22 protein-coding genes are annotated in these 20318 nt (G+C 36.0%); 7 read left to right on the top strand and 15 right to left on the bottom strand.

What is annotated here, in order from left to right; translation table 11 throughout:
* Nucleotides 1-75: 75 nt before the first annotated feature.
* Together ACIR131C_RS0110580 and ACIR131C_RS0110575 are read right to left on the bottom strand one after the other, a co-directional pair.
* Entirely contained in the window at nucleotides 76-480 is a 405-nt protein-coding gene (locus ACIR131C_RS0110580; protein ID WP_028090164.1) for an ExbD/TolR family protein, read from the bottom strand.
* Between the two features lie 2 nt (nucleotides 481-482).
* Nucleotides 483-1118 (bottom strand): MotA/TolQ/ExbB proton channel family protein, encoded by a 636-nt coding sequence (locus tag ACIR131C_RS0110575; protein WP_028090163.1) that lies wholly within the window; start codon nucleotides 1116-1118, stop codon nucleotides 483-485.
* On the opposite strand from ACIR131C_RS0110575, the gene ACIR131C_RS22485 reads away from it, so the two are divergent.
* Nucleotides 1118-1450, top strand: a complete 333-nt coding sequence (locus ACIR131C_RS22485; protein ID WP_231395446.1) for a helix-turn-helix transcriptional regulator — start codon at nucleotides 1118-1120, stop codon at nucleotides 1448-1450. The two genes, ACIR131C_RS0110575 and ACIR131C_RS22485, sit on opposite strands and share 1 nt — an antisense overlap.
* Before the next feature lie 7 nt (nucleotides 1451-1457).
* Here the strand turns inward: ACIR131C_RS22485 and ACIR131C_RS0110565 are convergent, their stop codons facing one another.
* The 4 genes from ACIR131C_RS0110565 to ACIR131C_RS0110550 are packed head-to-tail and all read right to left on the bottom strand — an operon-like array spanning nucleotide 1458 to nucleotide 5403.
* On the bottom strand, nucleotides 1458-2207 hold the full coding sequence (locus tag ACIR131C_RS0110565; RefSeq protein WP_051347537.1) for a DevA family ABC transporter ATP-binding protein: 750 nt from the start codon (nucleotides 2205-2207) through the stop codon (nucleotides 1458-1460).
* A 50-nt stretch (nucleotides 2208-2257) separates the two neighbouring features.
* Nucleotides 2258-3439, bottom strand: coding sequence for an ABC transporter permease DevC (gene devC / locus ACIR131C_RS0110560; protein WP_028090161.1), 1182 nt, complete (start codon nucleotides 3437-3439; stop codon nucleotides 2258-2260).
* A 33-nt stretch (nucleotides 3440-3472) separates the two neighbouring features.
* The gene (locus tag ACIR131C_RS0110555; RefSeq protein WP_028090160.1) at nucleotides 3473-4762 is read right to left on the bottom strand and encodes an ABC exporter membrane fusion protein; all 1290 of its coding nucleotides are present in this window, start codon (nucleotides 4760-4762) and stop codon (nucleotides 3473-3475) included.
* A 47-nt stretch (nucleotides 4763-4809) separates the two neighbouring features.
* Entirely contained in the window at nucleotides 4810-5403 is a 594-nt protein-coding gene (locus tag ACIR131C_RS0110550) for a TetR/AcrR family transcriptional regulator (RefSeq protein ID WP_028082139.1), read from the bottom strand.
* 361 nt (nucleotides 5404-5764) lie between these two features.
* Here ACIR131C_RS0110550 and ACIR131C_RS23915 point away from each other — a divergent pair, with 361 nt between their 5' ends.
* The 4 genes from ACIR131C_RS23915 (at nucleotide 5765) to ACIR131C_RS27095 (ending at nucleotide 12893) form a co-directional block, all read left to right on the top strand.
* Nucleotides 5765-8968, top strand: coding sequence for an AMP-binding protein (locus ACIR131C_RS23915; RefSeq protein ID WP_051347536.1), 3204 nt, complete (start codon nucleotides 5765-5767; stop codon nucleotides 8966-8968).
* Nucleotides 8969-9149: 181 nt separating this feature from the next.
* Nucleotides 9150-9821, top strand: coding sequence for an SET domain-containing protein (locus ACIR131C_RS22475; protein WP_051347535.1), 672 nt, complete (start codon nucleotides 9150-9152; stop codon nucleotides 9819-9821).
* Between the two features lie 5 nt (nucleotides 9822-9826).
* Nucleotides 9827-10852: a fatty acid desaturase family protein gene (locus ACIR131C_RS0110535; protein ID WP_231395445.1), complete on the top strand. Its 1026-nt coding sequence runs from the start codon at nucleotides 9827-9829 to the stop codon at nucleotides 10850-10852.
* Between the two features lie 109 nt (nucleotides 10853-10961).
* Entirely contained in the window at nucleotides 10962-12893 is a 1932-nt protein-coding gene (locus ACIR131C_RS27095) for an MFS transporter (RefSeq protein ID WP_071604949.1), read from the top strand.
* 32 nt (nucleotides 12894-12925) lie between these two features.
* Here ACIR131C_RS27095 and ACIR131C_RS22470 read toward each other — a convergent pair whose 3' ends face one another.
* The 3 genes from ACIR131C_RS22470 to ACIR131C_RS24485 form a co-directional block, all read right to left on the bottom strand.
* On the bottom strand, nucleotides 12926-13615 hold the full coding sequence (locus ACIR131C_RS22470) for a TMEM175 family protein (protein ID WP_051347534.1): 690 nt from the start codon (nucleotides 13613-13615) through the stop codon (nucleotides 12926-12928).
* Nucleotides 13616-13891: 276 nt separating this feature from the next.
* Nucleotides 13892-15511, bottom strand: coding sequence for an RluA family pseudouridine synthase (locus ACIR131C_RS0110520; protein ID WP_028090158.1), 1620 nt, complete (start codon nucleotides 15509-15511; stop codon nucleotides 13892-13894).
* A 125-nt stretch (nucleotides 15512-15636) separates the two neighbouring features.
* Nucleotides 15637-15789 (bottom strand): hypothetical protein, encoded by a 153-nt coding sequence (locus ACIR131C_RS24485; protein ID WP_231395444.1) that lies wholly within the window; start codon nucleotides 15787-15789, stop codon nucleotides 15637-15639.
* Here ACIR131C_RS24485 and ACIR131C_RS25495 point away from each other — a divergent pair.
* Nucleotides 15788-15958, top strand: coding sequence for a hypothetical protein (locus ACIR131C_RS25495; protein WP_155963078.1), 171 nt, complete (start codon nucleotides 15788-15790; stop codon nucleotides 15956-15958). The genes ACIR131C_RS24485 and ACIR131C_RS25495 overlap by 2 nt on opposite strands.
* A gap of 60 nt (nucleotides 15959-16018) precedes the next feature.
* Here the strand turns inward: ACIR131C_RS25495 and ACIR131C_RS0110510 are convergent, their stop codons facing one another.
* The 5 genes from ACIR131C_RS0110510 to ACIR131C_RS0110490 all read right to left on the bottom strand — a co-directional run bounded on the left by ACIR131C_RS0110510 (nucleotide 16019) and on the right by ACIR131C_RS0110490 (nucleotide 18155).
* Nucleotides 16019-16576, bottom strand: a complete 558-nt coding sequence (locus ACIR131C_RS0110510; protein ID WP_028090157.1) for a Panacea domain-containing protein — start codon at nucleotides 16574-16576, stop codon at nucleotides 16019-16021.
* Between the two features lie 210 nt (nucleotides 16577-16786).
* Nucleotides 16787-17056 (bottom strand): hypothetical protein, encoded by a 270-nt coding sequence (locus ACIR131C_RS0110505; protein ID WP_028090156.1) that lies wholly within the window; start codon nucleotides 17054-17056, stop codon nucleotides 16787-16789.
* Nucleotides 17004-17342: a DUF6972 family protein gene (locus ACIR131C_RS0110500; RefSeq protein ID WP_028090155.1), complete on the bottom strand. Its 339-nt coding sequence runs from the start codon at nucleotides 17340-17342 to the stop codon at nucleotides 17004-17006. The genes ACIR131C_RS0110505 and ACIR131C_RS0110500 overlap by 53 nt, the downstream gene beginning before the upstream one ends.
* A 178-nt stretch (nucleotides 17343-17520) precedes the next feature.
* On the bottom strand, nucleotides 17521-17886 hold the full coding sequence (locus ACIR131C_RS0110495; RefSeq protein ID WP_028090154.1) for a clan AA aspartic protease: 366 nt from the start codon (nucleotides 17884-17886) through the stop codon (nucleotides 17521-17523).
* Nucleotides 17883-18155 (bottom strand): hypothetical protein, encoded by a 273-nt coding sequence (locus ACIR131C_RS0110490; RefSeq protein ID WP_028090153.1) that lies wholly within the window; start codon nucleotides 18153-18155, stop codon nucleotides 17883-17885. Before ACIR131C_RS0110490 ends, ACIR131C_RS0110495 begins: the two co-directional genes overlap by 4 nt.
* A gap of 421 nt (nucleotides 18156-18576) precedes the next feature.
* Here ACIR131C_RS0110490 and ACIR131C_RS0110485 point away from each other — a divergent pair, with 421 nt between their 5' ends.
* Nucleotides 18577-19518, top strand: a complete 942-nt coding sequence (locus ACIR131C_RS0110485; RefSeq protein WP_028090152.1) for an Abi family protein — start codon at nucleotides 18577-18579, stop codon at nucleotides 19516-19518.
* A 94-nt stretch (nucleotides 19519-19612) separates the two neighbouring features.
* Here the strand turns inward: ACIR131C_RS0110485 and ACIR131C_RS0110480 are convergent, their stop codons facing one another.
* On the bottom strand, nucleotides 19613-20191 hold the full coding sequence (locus tag ACIR131C_RS0110480) for a hypothetical protein (RefSeq protein WP_028090151.1): 579 nt from the start codon (nucleotides 20189-20191) through the stop codon (nucleotides 19613-19615).
* Between the last annotated feature and the right edge of the window lie 127 nt (nucleotides 20192-20318).

Here is a 20318-nt window from a genome sequence, read left to right as displayed (position 1 = left end):
ATGCCCGCACTACAAGAGTTTCATCATTCAACTTTGTACCTCATAAGAGCAGAAACCGCTGTAAGAACTCAATGGTTAGGGTTTTTGAGTAGCGATCGCTAATTTTGCCCCTTGTACCTGACGCACTTTATCCATAATTAGCACAACTTGACCATGAGTGGCACTTTGATCAGCGTTAATAATTACAACTACTTCTGTATTTTTTCCTTTTAATTGTTGTACCCTGGTTGGTAAAGTATCCAGGGTGACAGGCTGGCGGTTTAAACTTACATCCCCTGCTGAGTCTATTGTAACAGTAATTGGTGTGGCTGATGATTGGGTTTTGGCGGTGCCAGCTTTGGGTAAATTAACTGGTAATCCTTCGGAACGATTTAGAAATAAAGTTGACATAATGAAAAATGTCAAAATCGCAAAAATGACATCAATCATCGGTACAATATTAATTTGGGCTGGTATATCAGGTTCATCTGGTAGACGCATGATCATTTATCTCCTCTTTCATAACGACGACGATATAGTAATTCTAGTTGTCCACCATATTCTTGAATCCAAGCAATTTGGCGTAAATACATTCCCCGAAAGGTATTAGCAAAAAACAGGGTAATAATAGCTACCACTAATCCTGATGCTGTAGATACTAAGGCTTCACTAATTCCAGAGGTGACACCGGCGGTTCTTGTCCCCCCGACATCACCAATATTCAATGATGCGAAGGAGGTAATTAATCCCAATACTGTACCTAGCAGCCCTAACAAGGGGGCTAAACCAATAATTGTATCGAAAATGTTCTGAAACCTTTTTAATAGGGGAATTTCGGCCTGTGCTTCACTTTCTAAAGCTAAACGAAATTCTTCGGGGTTGGGTTCTTCCAGTTCTAAGGCCGCTAAAAAAATCCGAGCTATAGGTAAATCAGCATTTCTATGTAATATATTTAAAGCATCAACCATATTACCTTGACGATAAACTTTGAGAACGACTTGGACAATACGGTTTTGACGGTTGCTGATTTTAACCCAAAAGGTAATGCGTTCGATAATTAGCGCCACTCCTAACACCGAAAAAAACAGCAGTGGCCACATGACTATACCACCAGCTTGGAATAAATTACTAATTTCCATTGACCATTTTGCTAATCTTCCACATTAGATTAACAGATCGTGGTCAAGAAACAAGAATCAGTAAGTATTGTTTTATTATCAGTGATTTATTTTACAAAGGTAAAATTGAGAAATTGCAATATGATAGTTTAGAAAAACTACCAGAAGCACTCATCAAAGCGCGGATTATTCGTGGACACACTCAAGAGAGTTTTGCCAAACTTTTAGGAGTTAAACCTCAACAGGTGCAACGTGATGAAGCAAATGGATATGCTAGTGCTAGTTTGACAAAACTTTTGAAAATTCAACACACTCTTAATCTGGAAATTCGGGAGGAAATTATCTTTAAATAAGGGAGGATTAATTTACTTTGACGCGAATATCTACACCATCACTTTTCAATTGTCCATCTTCCATGTAAATAATCCGATCAGCTATATCGAGAATGCGGTTATCATGGGTGACAAGCAAAATAGTACAATTTTGTTCTTTGGCTAATAATTGCATTAACTCTACCACATCGCGGCCTGATTGTTTATCTAATGAAGCTGTAGGTTCGTCTGCTAATACTATTTTTGGGTGACTAACTAAAGCGCGGGCTATAGCTACCCGTTGTTTTTGTCCACCGGATAAATTCTCTGGATAGTAATTAATATGTTCCCCTAAACCAACGTGTTCTAACATCGCTATAGCTTTGGCATTAATATCACCTTTGAAGTAATTTTCGTGCAACTCTAAAGACATCCTCACATTTTCTTTTGCTGTTAAAAAACTCATTAAATTATGGGCTTGAAAAATATAACCAATTTGACGACGTAATTTAGTTAATTGTCCCTTACTTGCCCCAGACATTTCCTGTCCTAATATTTGTAAACTTCCACTTTGGGCAGAACGTAAACCCCCCATTAATGATAATAGGGTAGTTTTGCCTGAACCAGAGGGACCTGTCATAATCACAATTTCCCCCGCATTAATCTCTAAATTAATATCAAATAATACTTGTTTTTGTAGCGCACCTTTACCAAAAGAATGATTAAGATTACTAACAGAAATCACTGTTTCTGAACTAGAAATAACTTCAGGAGCAATAGTTGTAACTTTCAATGGCATAGTTCCTTACCTTGGGGTGAGATATAAAAAAGAGTTTTATTGATTGAGAATTAAAAAATGTCAGCAGGATCAGCAGAACGGAGTTTTTGCATAGCAATTGCGCCGGAAATAGTACACATAATTACTGTTAAGATAAAAACATTAATTGCCCGATCTAATTTCATAGCTATGGGTAAAAGAGTCGCAGTAAAAGTTAATTGATATATCCCAAAAGATAACAACAATGCAGGTAAATAACCTAATGCAGCCAATAACAATGCCTCTTGTAATAAAACTCGCAATAGATAATTATCAGTGTACCCCATGGCCTTGAGAGTTGCGTATTCTGGTAAGTGATCAGAAACATCAGAATAAAGAATTTGATAAACAATGACAATACCAACAATAAAACCGACAATCACACCCAAACCAAAAATAAAACCAATACCTGTACCATCAGCCCAATAAGTCTTTTCCTTTTGAGCAAATGTTTCTGGAGTTCCAACTTCCACAAAAGGATTTTGAGGATCTGGATTTAATCCTATTTTCAATTTGGCTTTGATTTTTTCAATATCTACACCAGGTTTGAGAGTAATTAAACCAACTTCAATTTGATCAGGTTTGCGAGTAGGAAATAATTTTAAAAAAGTGGAATCACTAGCCACAACATTACCATCAGAAGCAAAGGAAGCACCATTTTGAAATAAACCTTTAACATTGAGATTTTTTCCGTTTAATTCAGTATTAAATTTCCCCGTTGCTCGAAAAATTTTGCCAATTTCTCCATATTCTGGACGACTGGCTTCATCAAACAAAACTTGATTTAATTGTTTGAGATCATCTTTATTAGCTTGGACTTCAGGAAATTTTAACCCAGGTTTAGCTGGATCTACACCCCAAACTAAAATAGCCCGATCAAGTTTTGTTTGAGGATTACGCCATTGTCCCGTACCAATGTAAATAGAACTAACTGATTTTACACCTTCATAACTTAATGCTTGATAAAGTCTTTCTCTAGAAAAACTTTTAACTGAAAATAGAGTTTGAAATTGGGGATTAATTAAGACTACATCAGCTTGTAAATTGCGATGAGGTTTGATAGCAGAATCAAATAATGCACCTTCAAAACCCATTTGAATAAATATGAGTATATCAGCAAAGGCAATTCCTGATACTGCAATTACTAACCGCGTTTTTTCTTTCATTAATTGTCGCCAAGCTAGGGGCGTTTTCCCAAATATTTGATTAATCATTAGTTCTATTTTTCACACCTTTATGAAAAGAATTTACAATTTAATTGCTGTTTGAACTTGTAAGTTAGTTAAGCCAGAAACTCTTTCACTATCTTGAGGATTGAGACGGATTTTTACTTCAATAATTCGACCATCTAAGTTTTCCCCTGGTTGATCACCAAAGACGTTTTGGCGCTTGACTTGTAACCCAATTTGTTGAACTACACCTTTTAATTCTCCTGTAAATCCTTGACTGGTAATTATGGCTGTTTGTCCTAATTTGATCTTACTAATATCGGTTTGATAAACTTCTGCTACCGCCATCATTGTCTTAGTTTGGGCGAAGTCAACAACCCCCGGTTTATCAATTTTTTCACCAACATGGGCATGAATTTTAATAATTTGTCCCGTCATAGGGGCGCGAATATAAGCTCCTTGTAGTTCGGTTTCTGCACGTTGCAAATCAGCGATCGCACTTTCAACTTCTGTTCTGGCTAATTCTATATCAACGGGACGAATTTCGGCAACACTATTAAGTTTAGCCTTGGCTTCACTAATTTCTTTATTGCTAGTATTATTAATACGATTTAGGGCAATTTTAGCTTCTGCTAATTGTTTATTTGCGGTGGTATTAATCCGTTTGAGAACCGCTTGGGATTCATTTAATATTTGTTTTGCCGTTTCTACATTTAAACGTTTACTATCAATTACAGAATTAGAAATTGCCCCTTCAGAAAATAACTGTTGATAACGTTGATATTCTGCTTCTGCATTTTTTAATTCTGCTATTAATTTATTAATAGTTGCTGTTTGGGCAATTCTATCACCTTCCCATTGGGCTGATATCCGAGCAATATTTTCTGCTTGGGCTTGTTTATCTCCTGCATATTGGGCTTTAATTCTCTCAACAATTGCTTGCTGTGCGGCAATTTCTCCTGACTTAGCACCAGCCTTAACTTGCTGCAATTTAGCTTCCGCAACTTTCACCTGTTTCTGTCTTTGAATCAGGGCTTTTTTTAGCAGATCACGAGATTGTAAAACGGCAATTACTTGCCCTATTTTCACATTATCACCTTCTTTAACTAATAGTTCAGAAATGCGATCGCCATCTAATGCTAAAGGTGCAGATAATTTAATTATTTCCGTTTCCGGTTCTAATCTTCCTAAAGCAGTCACCATTGGGGAAATTGGGACAATTGGTTTTGCTTCAATTACAGAAGATTTTTCCATTTTGCCAAAGTTAGAAATCCCATAAATAGCAATTCCTGCTGTTATCGCAGTGGCCGCAACTATTAAAGCAATTAAGCCTTGATTTTTAGGTTTAAACAACAGTTTATAACTCATCATAATTCCCAAAGTGACAAAACAAATTTCTCTACATTTATTGATGCTTAAATACTAACTTTAAAGTCGGTTTTTTGTCCTAAATAGGCTACAATCATCTCTCCTAAAAGCTGACACTGTTCAGAGAAATCAATATTCTCATTACCCCATAATTTCTCTAAAACCACACCATTTACAAAACTCAAAACAAAAGACGCTAGTACCACGTCTCGAACACCTAATAAATCACAGGCTAACTGCTGACATCGTTGATTAGCACGTTTGAAAACAGTGCTATTAGTTAGCATTATTTTTGAGTCTTGATGTTGACAAAAATCAACCCATAGGTAAGTCCATTTAATTAAGTAATCCTCATTTATAACAAGATATTGACCCAAAGCTTCCATCAATTCTAGTAGGTTATTTTTTCCTCTAAATTCTGTCAAAACCGTAATTATATCCTGCTGACTAATTTCTTCCACCAATTGCTCAAATAAAGCTTGTTTATTGGGAAAATAATGATAGAGTGCGCCAGTGGAAACTTTTAAACCCGCAGAAATCTGCCGCATAGTAATCGCTGCATAGCCTTTTTCTGCAAACAAATCAAAACATTTACCAAGTAATTCTTTACGGTATTGTTCATGATTAACAATTTTTGGCATAACAACTATCGTCTTTATATCGAACGCTCGTTATATTAAATAATATAATAAACCTAAAGTGTTTGTCAATATATCTTTACAAATTCAGATATCCTAATTCAATAGGACTTACGCATTGACAGGCTCAACCATGAGGTATGGGTTTCGGGCATTTTAACGTGATTTTGTGATGCTCTTTGAGCGAACTGCTTGCAGCAGCACTTCGCTATCATTCATTATTGATCTGAATTGATCTGATCGGAAGTTAATCCCTAAAAACCTGAAACGAAGAATTTTCGTTGATGTATATTATTGACAAAAAACATGATCTATGCACTCTAGATCATGCGGTCGATCTCTATGGAAATCGTTGGATATTCTTATGGACATAGTGTCAATCTGTATTGACACAAAAATTGTATTAAAATATAATTTATGTGTCATGTATTTCAATAACATATGCTTTGCGATTTTACTTTATCCACCAGGAATTGAATTTATAGTTGCATTCTTCGGTTGCCTTTATGCTGGGGTTTTACCTGCACCTATCCATATCCCAAAAAGCAATCGTTCCAACAAGAAGATTTCAGATATTGTTTCTGCCACAGAAGCCTCAGCAATACTACTTCTTGGCAAGGATGAACAAGCTTTTCGGGATACTTTGAGTAAGGAAGAAAACTGGCCAAAGGATCTGATTTATGTACCAACAGACATGACTATTGAGCCGGCAAACTCTCAGAGCTTACCTTTACCAGAGATCAATGGATCAGCGATCGCATTCTTGCAGTTCACTTCTGGTTCGACCTCACTACCCAAAGGTGTGATGATCAGCCATGCCAATTGTCTCAACAACCTAGAGATGATTGTAGCAATGAGTCAGGCAAATTCTGATTCTACCTTTGTATCTTGGCTGCCACACTATCATGATCTCGGTTTAGTCGCCCATCTGTTGTGCAGCCTCTATAGTGGCGCTCATTGTGTGATACTCTCGCCACAAACCTTCGCATCCCAGCCAATACAATGGCTACGTGCCATCACTAAATACCGCGCAGAATATACAGGTGCACCAAACTTCGCTTATCAACTATGTGTTGATAAAATACAGCCCAGCGATCAGGAAACACTGGATCTATCTTCCCTGCGGATGGCAATTAATGCTGCTGAACCCATCAATCCACAAACTATATGGGACTTTTCAGAAAAGTTTGCCGTTAACGGATTCAAGCCACAGATGTTCCTCCCAGCTTATGGTATGGCTGAAGCTACAGTCTACATATCTTCTGGATATGTTGATAAAGATCCAGTTTTTAAAGCTGTTGACTGGATGACATTAGGTCAGCACAACATAGCTCAAGAACCGACCGATAAAAGTAAGGAAAAGGTTTTTGTCGGCTGTGGCTTCCCTTGGCTAGACCAAAAAATTTATATCGTCGATCCTCATAAAAATTGCGTATTGCCCCCAAATCATGTTGGGGAAATCTGGAGTACAGGCTCTAACATAATGGCTGGTTATTACAACCATCCAGAAGCCACAGCAAAAACTCTTGTTTCTTTACCAGATGATGATCAGACTTACCTGCGTACAGGCGACTTGGGTTTTATTGACGAGAAGGGCGAACTATACATTACTGGCCGAATCAAAGACATCATTATCATCAATGGTGTGAATTACTATCCCCAAGACATCGAGGGTTGTGTTCAGCAAGCACATCCTGATATTCGCTCCAGTTCTGTTGCGGCCTTCAGTGTTCCCGGTCAGACTGGAGAGGATTTGGTGATTTTCGCCGAATTGACAAAAGCTGGTATCATCAATCTACGGCGGTCTGGTTATTTGGAAGAATTGGTAGAAGCTATTTCTGTCGCGGTGGGAGAGAATTTCGAGATCCAATTACGCCAACTCGTGTTTTTAGGACATATGCAACTCCCGAAAACATCTAGTGGCAAAATTCGTAGACAACAGTGCAAGCAAGAGTTTCTCCAAGGCTGTACCGATGCTTTAGCTAAATGGCCTGAAGACAAATCTACAAATCAATCCCCAGGAGAAATTAGTATGTTAAACATTGAAAAGACCTTTGAACGCATAACTTCTATGGGTCCAATGCACCTGAAGGTCTTTACTAGTCTTATCCAGATTCTGACTAAGAAATATGAAGTGCGGATGGTTGATTTCGATGTAGAAAAGTCTATCTTCTTCTATGGGATTGACTCTTTGAAAATCATTGAGATTCATAGCATATTGGAAGCAGAACTGGGTTGTCAAATTCCTACAGAAGCTTTTTTCTACGCCAATACTTTCTTGGGGATGATTGACGATATAGCTGGTGTTATCTCTAATGAAGACTCGCTAAAAGTCAGACTTACCCACAGTCAACCTCTTAATGTAGAGATAGAAAATGCTTTAGAATACCTTCTTCGTAATCGTGACAACAAAGTTGATCTCGGCCAGAACACTCAAACCAAAACTTGCTTACTAACTGGGGCATCTGGTTTTGTCGGTACTTATTTCTTGAAAGAACTCCTTGACACTACCGATCTGAATATTGCTTGTTTAGTTCGAGCAGCCAATGAGGAAGCAGGTCTTCAACGAATCAAGAAAACCGCGCGAAAGTTCGATGTCAAGCTGCTACAAGGATGGGAAAATCGTGTACAAATCATCATCGGTGATATGTCTAAAAAGCGGTTTGGACTAGAAGAAGATCGCTATAATGAATTAGCAAAAAATATTGACAGCGTATATCATGTAGCGGCTGTGGATAACTTCTATCTCCCCTATGACATCATCAAGAACACTAATGTGGTTGGCACTATTGAAGTTGCAGACTTCGCATTATCTGGAAAGGTCAAGCCCCTTTATAATGTGTCGAGTTGTGCTACATCCTTGTTAGAAGACTGCTCTGAAAATCCCACCCCTATTGGTTTGGTCAATGGATATGCACAAACCAAGTATGTAACAGAGCAAATTGTCTTGCGTCTTGCAGAACAGGGATACCCGTGGGTTAATTATCGCTTGGGATATTTATACTCTCTTCGAGTTGAGCATATCACTAAAAATACCCCATTGCACAAACTATTTGCCTTGATAGAAAAGGCTTATGAAAATATTGATGATGACTTTTTTATTGATGAAGATGCATTTGAGAATTTCTTGGGTGCTATTTATCAAATAGGCTGCATACCTGATATGGATGCTGATTTCGATTTGATGTCAGTTGAATATGCTGCCAAGGCAATTATTTCTACATCCCTACTGCCTACCAATGAGAGAAAACACAATTACACTTTCTATAATCCACATCCACTTAATTGGTCTGATGTAATTAGATATTTTGACAAATTAGATAAGCACATTGAGCTTGTGCCACTCAGAAGTTTCGTTGACAAGTATGAAGAATATGTTCGTTATACGAACAAAAAGGGCATGAAACTATTGAAATCAGTGGTATCACCTGAGTTAGAAAACCAATTTAATACGATGTTCAGAAATATCAAGACAGACCAAGTTGATACTTATTTACACTGGTGTCCACCATGTGATAAGCAGTTTACTCATCAATATATAGAATTCGTGCTGAGTAGTGCTGAATAAATGAGAGTGTGAACTAGGTCAAATCAATTGAGTGCTGACTAGGGATAACAGTCAGAAAACCTGATGCATATTCAATACTGCTCGGTTTCAGTTGTAATGCCCAAAAAAGATTTAACCGAGTAGTATTGGATCTACATTGGCTTGATTATGCTAGGTGTGTTACAGAGGACATAAACAGATAATGCTACATAAATCTACTGAACTTCGCTTTGTTAATTCAGAAATTGGATATGGAGTATTTGCCACTGAACTAATTCCAAAAGGGACAATTGTTGCATTTCATGATCCTCTTGATGTAGAGGTGAAACCAGAAATGTTTGCTTCTCTATATTCTATAAATGTAGAGTTTAAGGCAATTATCGAACATTTTGCTTATCTCAATTTGGAAGGTTATGGCGTTATAAGCTGGGATAATGAAAAGTATATAAACCATAGCTGTGACTTTAACACTATTTCTACTGGATATATGTTATCTATCGCTGTCAGGGATATTGCTGAAGGTGAGGAAATAACGACGGATTATGGTTTGCTTGATGTGGATTATGGTGATTTGCTTGATGGAGAGTACAAGAGAGGTATGTTACGTAAATGTGGTAGTCCTAACTGTAGGAAAGAGATTAAAGCAGACCATAAAGCTTGTTTACATCTCTGGATTTCCCCGACAAATGAGGCTTTGAATTGTGTTCTGAATGTTAAACAGCCATTGTTAGATTTTATGGATTCTAAAAGGAAAAATAATCTGATCAATTCCTTACAGAGCAATCATGATTTTTCGCAATTACTGTTAAGCTGGATCAAACAGCGAGACGTTAATTTCCAGAAAAAATGGGCTAAAGTACTTGCAAAAATGTAAATTAGGTGAAAACCAAGCCCTTTGTGGGCGACCTAGTTTTCCCTGTTCCCTTTCATCCAAAAACCGCTGTTAAATCACAAAGAAGCTATTTTATGACCAAGAGTAAACCAATTGACTTTGTTGAGCGTAATAATATCAAGTCGTTTCTAGCATTACTAAGAGACTGGATAGCAATTTTCATAGTAGCTGGTTTTAGTATTTGGGCAAATAATATCTTCATTTATCTGGTCGCTGTTTGGTTAATAGGAATTTTTCAATTTGCCGTTGGTGAAGCATTAGTACATGAGGCAGTTCATAATAATCTATTTATGGAAAAGTCATGGCACGAAAAACTAGAATTTATATATAGTTTTCCATTTTTGAGGACAATTTCTTCTTATCGAGAGCATCACTTTCCGCATCATAAATACTTATTATCTCATGGTGATTATATACCCGAAGATTATGAGTTTTTGGGATTAAATAAACCAGATAAGAATGTATTTATGATCTTGTTTATTAAACCTTTCTTGGGCTTTTCTATATATTACTTTTTCATAGAAGTTATATTGTATCCTTTGCTCCAAGATTCATTCAAACTTAGTGCAATCATTAATGGGATAAAGCAAAGTTACAAACTTTATTTGTTCTGGTTAGTAGTTATTCTAGGATTCAGTTTATCAGGACATTTAGACATTTTACTTCTTTACTGGTTTGTGCCTTTATTATGGTGTTTTTCTTTTTTATCACTTTTGGCTGAGGTGCAAGAACATTTTAATACTTTCTCAGGTTCGAGATCAAATGTGAATTCTGTGATTAACTTTTTCTTTCATAATGCAGGTTATCACTATGTTCACCACTTGTGTCCTACTATTCCCTGGTATAAATTACCAGCAGCACATCAGGCTTTATGTGCAGATAATCCAGACATTTCACATGGAATATTAGATACTTATAGGCAATTAATACGTAATAACCAAATTGAAGTTGAAAGTCTAGATAATCTTCGTGTTGGTTATCTACCTCTGAGTAGTGATAGTAGTCATCACTAATAGAAACCAATTTCATCATATTTGTCTAAAACTCACGCTACGTAAATCTGGAAGAATCGAATCATGAAATTTTTATCCGTAGCACAAACTAAATTTAAGTGAAATATGTATGTTGCGATCGCCCTTATATTTCCCTAACTTTCGCTGGCTGTGGTTAGGGCAAACTTTAATTTTGTGTGCGGCTCAATTTTGGATGGTGTCATTAACATGGTTGGTACTCCAGAAAACAGGTTCAGGATTGGCTGTTGGTACTGTATTAGTGGCGGCTGCAATTCCACGAGCCTTGTTTATGTTGGTAGGTGGTGCAATCAGCGATCGCTGGTCAACTCGAAATGTCATTATCATCGGCGGTTTGATTAATACTTTTCTAATTGGAATTGCTAGTGTTTTGCTAATTTTCGATGCTTTTAATCTTATTAGTTTTATTGTAATTGCTGTTTTATTTGGATTGTTTGAGGCTATTTTATACCCAGCAATTCTGGCTCTCTTGCCTCAATTGGTGAGAAAATCACAATTAGCAGAAGCTAATGCTTGGATACAGGGCAGTGAACAGTTTACGGAAGTTATCGGACCTGCTGGTGCAGGTTTTATTATTGGTGTCTTTGGATTAACTACTGCTTTTGTAATCAATACACTGATATTTGCGTTTGGTAGTTTGTTCATCTATCTGGTTCGGACTCGTCATCGTCAATCTTTGACAAATGAATCACAGGAGCAAGCTTTAACAGGTGATATTGTTTTAGGTTTAAAGTATGCCTGGACACAGCCTGCTATCAGAATAAGTTTGCTACTCTTAGCAATGATTAATTTTGCAATGTTAGGTCCGATTATCATCGGTGTTGCAGCCTTAGTTAATGTAAAGTTTGGAGCTAATGCCACAATATTTGGTTATCTACAATCCGCTTACGGTATGGGTGCATTACTTGGTGTCTTAGTTGCTAGTCAAATGAGTGCAATTAAGAATCCCAAAACCCCCCTTGTTTTACTCTGCTATGGTCTGGGTGTGGGACTAATAGCATTAGGATTTGTACAGGACTTTTGGATAGCATCGGGAATAATTGCTTTAATGGGGATAGGAGGTGGTACTGTCACCGTACTGGGCATAACTTGGCTGCAACAAAATACAGCCGCAAATATGCAGGGACGAATAATGGGACTGACAATGTTCGCTGCGGTAGCTCTTGATCCCTTGTCTGAAGGTATTTCTGGATTGTTACTGGAAGTCAGTTTGACCGGATTATTTGTAGCGGCTGGAGTGACAATGTTGCTCACTGCCATAGTTTCCTCAATCGGCCGCACTCATACAATTAAATCAGTTACTACTGATTCTTCATTCCCTGTTTCCGAACCTGTAATTTCAGTGCGTAACCTGAATCATTATTTTGGATCAGGTGTATTACGTAAACAAGTATTATTTGACATTAATTTGGATATTCAACCTGGTGAAATTGTGATTATGACTGGACCTTCCGGTTCAGGTAAAACTACCCTTTTGACTTTAATGGGTGGTTTGCGTTCTGCTCAAGAAGGTAGTTTGAAAATTTTAGGACAGGAAATATGTGGAGCAAATAAACAACAGTTAACTAAATTGCGCCGTCAAATAGGTTATATTTTTCAAGCACATAACCTAATGACGTTTTTAACTACCCAGGAAAATGTGCGGATGTCGTTGGAATTGCATGATGAATATCTAAATCATGATATCAACAACAAAGCGATCGCCATGCTAGAATCTGTTGGTTTGGGAGATCGTATCAGTTACTACCCCGAAAATCTTTCTGGTGGACAAAAACAACGGGTGGCTATCGCTCGTGCTTTAGTCAGCCAGCCTAAAATTGTCTTAGCTGATGAACCTACCGCTGCACTTGATAAAAAATCTGGCCGCGATGTTGTGGAATTGATGCAGAAACTTGCTAAAGAACAAGGCTGTACTATTTTGCTTGTTACCCACGATAACCGCATTTTAGATATTGCTGACCGCATTATTTATATGGAAGACGGTCAGCTTAAAGATGTCAATATTACTGCAAAGATACAGTAAACGGAGTGTATTTAGTATTTCGGGGTGATTAGCTACTCCTGGTCCTGATATTTTTCATAATTATTGTCAGCCTGTTGATTATTTTTAACACCATCCTTACCAAATATCCTCTCAGTCCAGAGGTAAGGAATTGGTAATAAAAACCAGACATATTCCCACCAACCTTGATCGATAATAGCAACTCCTATTGTTAATAAGGAAAAAATCGGCTCTATCAAGATTTTCCATCTTGTAGAAATAATAATTTCACTATTTAGATCATCGGCAATTAGTCGGTGTTTATAAGTCGCATAATTCCAGTTAATAAATGATATCAATCCAATGAATGCAGTATTGACGCTAAAGCATATTTTCACAAGAGCATTTTCTGGAAAATAAATAACTAGGGTGTCAGAATAAGGAATCAGAAGTATTCCCATCAAATAAAGTAAATAGAGTGAGATATGAATCGTATCTGCTTGTTTGTAATGTTTAAATTGCTTGATATGTTCTAGCCAGTAGAAACCAACAGTCACAAATGCGATTGCATAGCTAGTGAGTGGTGTTATTTGAGCTAGTAAAAATGCCACAACTTCTGAATCTGTGGGCTGTTGCAGCTTTTCAGGAAAATCAAGAGCTAAGAAGCACTCTGCCATTGCCAGTGCGAATATAATATCAGCTATTCTCTGAAGGTGGGCAATAGGTTCTTTCTGAGCAGAATTATTGTTTTTATCTTCATTCATTAGTCATATCCAAAAGTGCAGGCTATTTTTAATTTGTAAGTTAGGTCAAAGTAAACTTACGGTGGAACATAAAATTCAAATAACAAGAATTAATGATAAATAAAATTCTGTAAATATTCAATAGGTTGTCCAGTTCCTGTTGGATTAATCGACAGCGTAACCCAACGCATTTATTGGGTTTCATGCTGCTTGCTCTGCGAACGCTCACGTTTCACAACCGAACCTACAAATTAAGGCTTTTTCCAATTTGCACAACAGCTTTATTAATAATTATAATTAAAACGGTGTTTTTACCTGTAAATTTAATATTTTGTGTAGCCAGGGATGGTAAAAACTCAACTCCCTTGCGTGTAAATATAATCTACTGACACTCTTGAGACAACCATAGAGTTTATCCCCTAAAATCCTCATTCCCAGTCCTCTCTTATCAGCAGCATGAACCCGTAATTGATGGGTACGTCCAGTCAGAGGTATAAATTCTATTCTGGTATATTTTCCTTCTCTGCCGATTACGCGGAAGCGCGTTAAACTAGGCTTACCCCGTTCTAAATCCACTTGTTGATAGGGACGATGATCTGGATTTCCCCATAAAGGTAAATTAATTTCCCCTTCATAAATAGTTAGAGAACCTGTAATTATAGCCTCATAAACTTTATGAATTTTCCTTTGTTCAAATTGTTGACTTAATTGGGAATAGGTAACTAAATCTTTAGCTATTAATAAAATCCCAGAAGTATCTTGATCTAAACGATGTACAGCTATTATTTCCTGATTATATAGATAACCTAAACGACTAATTACACTATCTTGATTATGAGAATAACGACCCGGAACAGACAATAATCCTGATGATTTATTAACCGCAATTAACCAGTCATCTTCATAAATTATTTCTGGTTGATTTAGCTTTAATCCTGATAATAAAAATCCCATTAATGGCTGACATCTTTCCAAACAAGCACCATAAAATTCTCCAGAAACCTTATTTTCTATAGAAGAATTACCCCACCAAAATTCAGCCATTGCTAAAGGTTTTAATCCATGGGTTGCAGCATAATGTAATAATTTAGGAGCGCAACATTCCCCCGTTCCGGTTGGTGTTCCTCCTGGTAATAATTGCTGTAAAGATAAAGATTGTCCAGAAAAATTAGTCAGACTATAAGCAGCGTGCATTTGTGTTTGTAATTGGCGAGATAGTTCTTTGCGCTGTTGTCTTAATTCCGTAATTCTTCTATCTGTGGCGGCTATAATCTCCTGCAAAGGCTGTAAAACTTCATTTTGACGACGTTTGATATTTCGGCGTTCAATTCCCTGTTGACGGCTTTCTGCTGCTAGTTTTTCTAAAGCAATTTCTAGAGATTCACCGCTAAGAATTTGCTCTAATATTTGCCGTTGTTCCTGTCGTTCTAGTTTGCTATGATGATGATGTAAACTAATAGCTTGTAATTCTTGGGTATATTGATCAGAGAGACTTTGATATGTTTGTCTTTCAGGAATTTTTTGGAGATTAATTATCTGTTGTTTAATAGTTTCTAATTCTGTTAAAGTTTGAGTTTCTAATACAGCCACTTCCTGTCTACCAGGAATAGGTGGAATCCAACCCTCAACCAGACTATTACCATGGAATAAACCAGAAAATGCCTTAATAACTCTTAATTCACCATTGGGTAATTCAACTAATAAAATACCATACATTTTTCCCTCACGGGAATAAGGATAATTTTCCTCAAGTTGTTGCATGAGACTATAGGCTATAGCTTCCGCTAAACCAGTGCGAGGTAATCTTAATATTTCACCATTTTGGGGACATTTACCTTCATAGTAATAGTTTGGTTGTGAGGGATAAATTATAGAATCAGAAGTGATAAAATCGGAAATTGGATGAAGAATAGTCATAATAGTCAGAAAATATATAGTTTAGGAATTACTAACTTTTTTTTCACAATTAGCAAGAAATAGCAATATTTCCAAAGGTAGTTGACAGAATTTTATTAGTATGATGCGGGGAATTTCCATTAGTATTATCCTTCCGCAAGCCACTGTTTATAACCATACATAAGTAATCTTTCCTTTAAATTAGCGATCGCTTCGGATGTGGGTATATTAATTGACTGTAACCGATATACATCATATTGATATATAATGAAAATGAATAATTTTTGATATCTTCTCATGACATTACAAGAATTGCAAAAACAAGTATTACAGTTACCAATGAGCGATCGCTGGCAACTGGTACAAACTGTATTAGAATCAATACAACAAGAAACTATGTTATTTTTACTGTCTGTTAAATTAACAAATAAATATTTATTACCAGAAGTTTTTGCAATTGCGACGTAAAAATGTTGGCCATTAGGAGGTGTATCAATTAAAAATACATCTCCTATGTTAATAGAAATACTAGACATTTAGCACCTCATCTAAATATGCTTCCCTCAGTGCTATTTGTCTAATTTCCTCAATTTCTTCCTCACTTTTACCAACATTTTTGAGAATATCTTCTACTAAAATGGGAATAGCAGAACCATGAGGATCTTTCCACTCTGGTAAATCATGAGTCCATTCAGCAACATGAAATGGATCAAGATGTCCAAAGGTTTGATATACCTCTTGAAGAATCTCTTCCTCTTCTTCACATAGTTCATCATTTCCTGGATCTTTAACTAAGTAAACAAAGTTCTTATCACCAGGAGAAATGTACTCAGACCACAGAGGTAGAGCATCATCAACAGGTTTACCTTTAATTAGATCATAAACACCACTAAGAACAGGTCCATAATCCATTGATACATAATGATCACCTGTAATTGGCTGTTCTATTCTTTCTAACGCAATACGATCAGCTATATAGAGCATTTTTAGCAAGCCTAAATACTTCATAGGCTTACCATGCAGCTTCATAAGAATAGCTGCTGCTTCTACAGCTTTTTCTGGGTGAAACCGAAACTGGATAGACATAATTATCCTTGAGAAGCAGTATAGTACATTTATATTATAAATTTAATCCGAAAAAGCGAAATTTTCTTAAAGATACCAATCTTAAATTATATCATTGCTCAGTTTATGGCAACTCTGATTTTTCCCTTCCTTCTCTTTGCGCCTTTGCTCCTTAGCGCCTACCCTGCGGGATCTCTAAGAGAGATTGCGCGAAACAAAAAATATACTAACTTACACTAATTCCCCAGCTAAAAGCCTACCTTCCACTGGTTCATACTCATCTTCTAGTAACCATAACTTGGCAGTTTCATAATCATTACTAGAAAATACAACCTTATCACCCTGTTTTGGATCATAAATTTGACAATTTCCTTCACTGTCGCAAAGTAATAACAGAATGTATGGAGGTGATAACATCGGATCTATCCATACTTCTGTAAATTCCCAGTTATTCTTCACTTGGTCTGGTGGGGGGTATGACGTGGTATTGGTTGTCTGCATTGATTTTTATCTCCCCATAGTAAAGTGGAATACTACTACCATCTGGACTAATTCTATAACCTATTGGTTCAGTAAAAAACATTCCATAGCGTTCATAATCTCTAACAGTGCCGATAAACTCACCTTTTTCTATTATGCACTGAGCAACTTGATTCATGGTATTTTCATCGTTAAATACATGAGCGGCTTGTCCTTTTTTTAGAAGTCTCTGCATTTGCGGTGTTCCTGGTAAATGCTTGGCAATATGTCTAACGTCAAGGGTGATTTGACGATTAATTCCGCTCATGATTAAAAGTTAAAAAATAAAAAATGGTAAAGTAATTAATACTCTACCGCTTTTTAACTCTTAAACTTGTTTTTTCACTGACCTGATCTCAGCGATTCCTGCGGAGCGCTTCGCTATCGCCTTTGGTACTGAGTTCCGCACAATCGCACCACTTCCACCATTATCTAACTGGGAGCGATTATAATTCTTGAATTGTTACTAAACCACCTTCTGTAAATTGGATAGATAATTCATAACCATCAAGTAAACCAGTTCCTAATAATGGTAGCTTTCCTGTAGCTAATACATTAACTGCTCTTTCCTCACCATTCCAAATAATAGTAGCCTGATGTACTGGTAAAAGCACACGGCTATTATCTGCTAAATTTGCGTACATATCATAAACAAAAGGGAATCCCAAAAGATTCACGGCTGCGGGAGGTAAGGAAAGAAATTCTGTAAAACCTGTATCAATCACAAATTCAATTGTAAAATCTGGTTGTTCTGGCAATCGAAATATAACATTGACAGTTGCACGCCCGTTTTTAATAATACCATTTATCACCGATAATCACGCTCCATTTCTCCACTAAAGGAGGCAGCAACTTTATAACCAATGCGAATCCCAAAGAGTCGAGCAAATCTGTTTTTATTCCGTAAATAATGCGCTGATTCTATGCCTGTTTTATCAATTGCATATTCACCTGTTTCTATATCAATAATTATCATTTTACCAATGTTTTCTGCTGTTTCTACTTGTTGACGAATGCCATTTTCATATAATTCTTTGGCACGTTTTGCGACTTCTTCGCTGCTGAGGAGAATGGCTTGCATTTTGTTTCATCCTTTTTCTTGATTATGTTTATTATACTTTATCAAGCGATCGCCTTTGGTACTGAGTTCCGCACAATTGCACCTCTCCACCATAGTCTAACTAAGAGCGATACCTTCGGTTAGCTTCGCTATCGCATTACCTTCAGCATTCACTGAGCGACCACACAACTTAACCTAAAGTTTTATTAAGTTTTAAAAATTTCTACCTCCCTATATAGGGAGGTTTTCAATTGAGTCAGTCTTTCTGACTTAAGACCTCGGTAGAGGTGCTTTTTTGATACTTATAGTAATGTATTTGTGGTATGCTTCACTCTAGGGTCGTCACTTGCTGTCAATTTAAAAGCAAGGAGGGGATCACCATAGAATCTACAATATATATTATATTCTTCACATAGTTATTTTGTCAACATTATTATAAATCATGATAAATCAACCTAGCCTTATTCGTCCTAACCTTCCAAAACTAAAACTAGATAATCTTAATTTTTTTCAAAAAGCTTTTTCAAATGCAAGAATAGAAAAATATTTTGAATGTGTATCTTCGTCAAAGAAAACAACTGATCAAGATATTAAAAATGCTATACGACTTTATGAAATTAACATGATATATTGTGAATCTTTATATCCAAGTTTGCATACTTTGGAAATAGCTCTCCGTAATTATATAGATATCAATTTAATCAATAAATATAACTTAAACTGGTTTATTTGTGATACTGATTCTTTTGATAATGCTATCTATAAAATAGAAAATAAGTATAATATAAATATAATTCTACCAAATATGGAGAGAAATCATACAACAATTTTATTAAAACATGAAGAAGAGAAAATAATTTCTGCTATAGAAGATACAATAAAAACTAGGACTCAAAAATCAAATAAACAATATACAGATAATCAATATTTTATAATTACAGTCAATAGAGATAAAATTATTACAAATTTGAGCTTAGGTTTCTGGACAACACTTTTAACACAGAATAAGAGAGAAGATAATAATTACTTCAACAAAATTTTTATTCCTTGTATTAAAAGTATATTTCCTTATGCAAAGAATAATGAGCGTACCTGTTCAACTGTAGTACCTTTATTAACAGGTATCAAAGATTTAAGAAACCGTGTATTTCACCATGAACCCATTTGGAATTACGATAATCTTAAACAAAGATATGATAATATTTATAAGGTTATGAACTGGATTGATCCTAATCTGGAAATTTGGTTAAAACAAGATTCTAAAATTGATCGTTTTCCTGAAATTTATCGAAGTCTTTCGGAGGAAGTTGAACTACTTACACAGAAAAATAAAACAAGGAAAATTCAATATGAAGATCGGAGTTATGCTTCGTCAGTAGGTTAGTTTTAGAAATAAAAGCAAACAATAAAAATAAATGGGTTTTTCGGCTTTAACTTCCTTCAATATAACCTACGAATAAGTTTATTTTTAATTGCTTTTAAGGGTAATGTTTAAATATCTTATAATCGTTGTTTCTCTTGACAATTATTGATAAGATTAGTCTTACTTGATCTTTTTCGATGTGACTACCAAGTAAACGTTTCGTTGTAACTGATACTTTTGTGATTAGTTTATCGTCTTCTAGTAAACAGAAAAACGGTTTTTCATCATCATTAGGCTCTTCCTCTTTAATTTCGCCTGTATCTGAAGGGCAACGTAAACCATCAAATAATGTTTTTAGTCTATTATCAATATCACCAGAGTTGTTTACTATTCTACCTAAAGGTTGTGAGGTTAAAAGTATAATATCAATTTCCGCCACCAGGTCTAAACTTTCACGAATTAAAGGAACAAATTGAAAATTACCAACTTTCTGCTCAAAACATAACTGGTTTTCATAGCTTGGTGGAGCAGTTTCTAAAAGTTGATAATCTTTTAAATATTTTAATGGTGGTTCAGACCACAGAACTTTTAACTGTTTGTGAAAATATTTTCTGATTCGATGTTTTTCTTTTGTTTTTGTACCTGCTGCATTGCCAGATTTTAAAATTCCTTCGTAAAAAAGAGTAAATTCCATTTAATACACCTTACTACTCATTGATAAAACTATATCACTTTCTTGCGTCTTCTTTGCGCCTTTGCTCCTTAGCGTCTTTGCGCGAAATAAAACATCTACTAACTTACACCAATTCTTCAGCTAAAAG

It is taken from the genome of Dolichospermum circinale AWQC131C (assembly GCF_000426905.1).
GTDB classification, from domain to species: domain Bacteria; phylum Cyanobacteriota; class Cyanobacteriia; order Cyanobacteriales; family Nostocaceae; genus Dolichospermum; species Dolichospermum circinale.
This window is presented reverse-complemented; position numbering and strand designations above follow the sequence as displayed.